This window comes from Tangfeifania diversioriginum, from assembly GCF_900141875.1.
Classification (GTDB): domain Bacteria; phylum Bacteroidota; class Bacteroidia; order Bacteroidales; family Prolixibacteraceae; genus Tangfeifania; species Tangfeifania diversioriginum.
The window spans coordinates 1-1,564 of the sequence record NZ_FQZE01000079.1; the positions used below are offsets into that span (position 1 = coordinate 1).

Consider the following 1,564-nt stretch of genomic DNA (forward strand, 5'->3'; position numbering starts at 1 on the left):
TTTCGGGGTGAAAGAAAAACTAAAATATTTAGTGTCTCCAATGTAGGTGCTGTCGTTTAAATAAAAATCGTAATGCAGTTGGGCCGAATTGCTTAGTGGCGAGGTAATTCCCCTTCCAAGAATTTTTATCTGGTCGCGGTAAAAATCCATATCGATTACTACGTTTAAAAGAATCAGGCTTTCAATCGTTTGGTTTAATTTGGGGAAGATTCCATCTTTTCGGTTGTAAACCACACTGTCTTTTCTGCTCACATTTTTTTCGCCAAGTTCGGCCAGATAAATGGGAGAGAACCGTAAACTCTGTCCGTCAAGTTTCATGGTTACTTCATCGAGGTTGCCGATAATCCGGTTTGTCCGCGAAGTGGAATCGACAGCCAAATAAACCGTTGTTCGTTCAAATGTTTTGTAATTGTTGACCTTCTGAATGTTTTCACTGTTTTCATCTTTTCGCTCCTGGATTTTTTTTAGCAAAACTTTTGCACGCGAAACTTCGGGTTTTACGGTTACTTCACTCAACTCCTTTACTTCTTCCTGCATAAAAACAGTAGTGGAAGTTTCGGTGATTTCCAAAGAAGGGATCTCTCTCTTCTGGTATCCAACCGAAGAAACACAAAGCGTATCATTCTTCTCCAGGTTCATTTTAAACCGGCCTTCCACATCCGACATGGTCCCTGTGATTGTACCCTTTATCCATACATTTGCATAGGGGATTGATTCCTGCGTCTTCTGATCTTTTATGGTACCAGTAATCTCCCGGGGAAAAGCCCCGGTATATATTATGGCCAGCAAAAGGGCCATCGTAAATTTATGTAACATCATTAGTGTGCCCGCTCCTTCTCTTTTTTTATCAACCAATACAATCCTTTTACCCCGATTTTAATGTCGTCGAGCTTAAAAAGAACAATGATTTTTTCGATGTAGGCGATTATTCCCCATGTAGCTACCAGGTATAACATCCACGGAAAAAAGCCAAAAACAAACAATATAAAAAAGAAGATACTCTGGGCATAACCTGCAGAAACGGCCGAATACAAATGCAGTCCCGGAATTTTTCCGAAACGGGCAAAAGCAACAATATAACTCAGAATAAACATCCCAAGGAAGAGAAATAAAATCCATGAATGGGGTTCTATTTCGGTCCATTTAAAAACAAACAAACCCAAAATTGCCATGGCATAGGTGCAAATATCGGCAAGGTTATCGAGTGCTGCGCCAAAATTGGTTTGCAGTTTAAAAAAACGGGCGATGTTTCCGTCCAGTACGTCGCTGACCAAACTAATGCACAGGAGGATTACAAACCCTTGTTCGTGCCCGGTGAGTGCCAAATAAAAAATAACCGGAAATGCCAAAAGCCGATACAGACTTATAAAATTAGGCACATTTAAAACGTTTTCTTCACGTATGATTAATTGTTTCATTGTAAAATTTTTTTCCTGTTTAAAATTGTCTGTTTTCTTCATAGAAATAATAGTAAAAAACCACGCCCAGAGGACGTGGCTTTGGGATAACCCCTGGAAGGGGATGAAAATACCTTTACCCTCAGAGAAGGTAAAAGCTTGTTATT

The 1,564-nt window shown here is 39.8% G+C and carries 2 protein-coding genes; both read right to left on the reverse strand.

Annotated features, from left to right (window positions below; genetic code table 11):
- The coding region (locus BUC07_RS20465; protein WP_139279678.1) for a carboxypeptidase-like regulatory domain-containing protein at window positions 1-855 on the reverse strand (855 nt) is incomplete at its 3' end.
- Entirely contained in the window at window positions 819-1,418 is a 600-nt protein-coding gene (locus BUC07_RS20470; RefSeq protein ID WP_073174218.1) for a CDP-alcohol phosphatidyltransferase family protein, read from the reverse strand. The genes BUC07_RS20470 and BUC07_RS20465, both read right to left, overlap by 37 nt.
- Window positions 1,419-1,564: the final 146 nt, after the last annotated feature.